The sequence below is a fragment of the Metabacillus sp. YM-086 genome (assembly GCF_048059995.1).
In the GTDB taxonomy this organism is placed as follows: Bacteria; Bacillota; Bacilli; order Bacillales; family Bacillaceae; genus Metabacillus; species Metabacillus litoralis_B.
In genome coordinates this window covers 94,238-95,687 of sequence record NZ_JBLUOI010000013.1, presented here as the reverse complement: position 1 = coordinate 95,687, position 1,450 = coordinate 94,238, and the positions used below count along the sequence as shown (strand labels likewise).

The 1,450-nt window shown below is 39.2% G+C and carries 1 protein-coding gene; it reads left to right on the top strand.

Features of this window, described 5'->3' with window-relative positions:
- Positions 1-187 precede the first annotated feature (187 nt).
- The gene (locus ACEWK1_RS08400; protein ID WP_212135319.1) at positions 188-1,315 is read left to right on the top strand and encodes a fatty acid desaturase family protein; all 1,128 of its coding nucleotides are present in this window, start codon (positions 188-190) and stop codon (positions 1,313-1,315) included.
- Positions 1,316-1,450 lie beyond the last annotated feature (135 nt).

The following is a 1,450-nucleotide window of genomic DNA, read 5'->3' as shown; positions in this document are numbered from 1 at the left end:
ACGGTTTGATGAGGGGGAGCTGAAAGTAGAAAGAGATAGCGTAAGCTATCCCTTTTGAAATCAGTTTTCTACTCTACTTAAAAATATACACATTTACAAAGATAAAATTTCCAAATTTCACTCCTAAATCATCAAAAATTGTACAAACTATTTAGTAGATATTAGTGATTTAGGAAGGAGTAGGAAAATGGATAAGCTACATTCTTTTGCATGGTATGCAGCACGTATTGCACCAAAATTACCGAAAAAGGCCTTTAAGCCTGTGCCTGGACGCCTTTGGGGAGGACTAGCATATTTATTAATTGTGATAGCTGGCTTTCTTACAATTGGCTTATTCCAATTACATCCGTTTCTCTATTTGGGAATTGCTTTTGTGCTTGGAGCAAGCTTTGCGGCAATGGGTTTTCTTGGACATGAAATTCTCCATGGAACTGTAGTAAGAAAGCCTTGGCTTCGTGACTTACTGGGGGCGATTGCCTTTTGGCCGCTAAGCACTGGACCAAAACTGTGGAGAAAGTGGCATAACCTAACACACCATGTTCATACTCAACATGAAGAACATGATCCTGATTCTTGGCCAACATTAGAGCGTTTATCGAAAACTAAATTTTTACGTTGGATTTATCGTCTGCCACATGGTGTGCGAGCCTTTGCTAGCTTTGCATCTTTAACAGTTATGTTTTCCCTTCATTCAACAAAAATGTTCGTTGCCTACATAAAGGAATTCAAACCAAAGCAAAAGCGCTCCGTATGGATGCAGCTTATATTGCCATGGATTTTCTGGTTTTCATTACTTTTTATTATGGGGCCAGTTAAGTGGTTTTTTGCGTTTTTGTTACCGTTGCTAATTGCAAATGCCATTGTAATGGGCTATATCTCAACAAATCACCGTTTAAATCCAATAACAGAAGTAAATGATCCATTAGCAAATAGCCTAACAGTAACTGTCCCTAAATGGGTGGATGTTCTGCATTTTAACTTTTCTTACCATACAGAGCATCATCTTTTTCCCGGCATGAGCTCAAAATATTATCCATTAGTAAAAGAACATATCAAAAGCATGTGGCCTGACCGCTATCATGAAATGCCTTTTGGAAAAGCTTTAGTAGCTCTGTGGAAAACGCCACGAGTTTACTTTGAAGGCAATCAACTAATCGACCCAAAACAAGGTCATGTTTATGCAACACTTGGACATGGACTAGACATCTCAAACATCACCTATCGTAAGCTTAGTCCTAAGGATTCAGTTGTGAGAATTATGAAGAAAAAGAAAGTGGAACTGGGTAAAGTGATGAAGGGGAATAAGCGGGTTTGACGAGGGAAGTTGTTTATGGCTGTACATGAGGGACAAATATGAACGGTTCTCCGGAGGAATGTCGTTCATAAGGTGGATGAACGACAAAAGTGAGTGGTTTTTTCGGAGGAAAGTCGTTCATAAGGTGAATGAACG

Excerpts from the sequence above, each read along its gene's own strand:
- ACEWK1_RS08400 (WP_212135319.1), top strand. The coding sequence starts at position 188 with ATGGATAAGCTACATTCTTTTGCATGGTATGCAGCACGTATTGCACCA.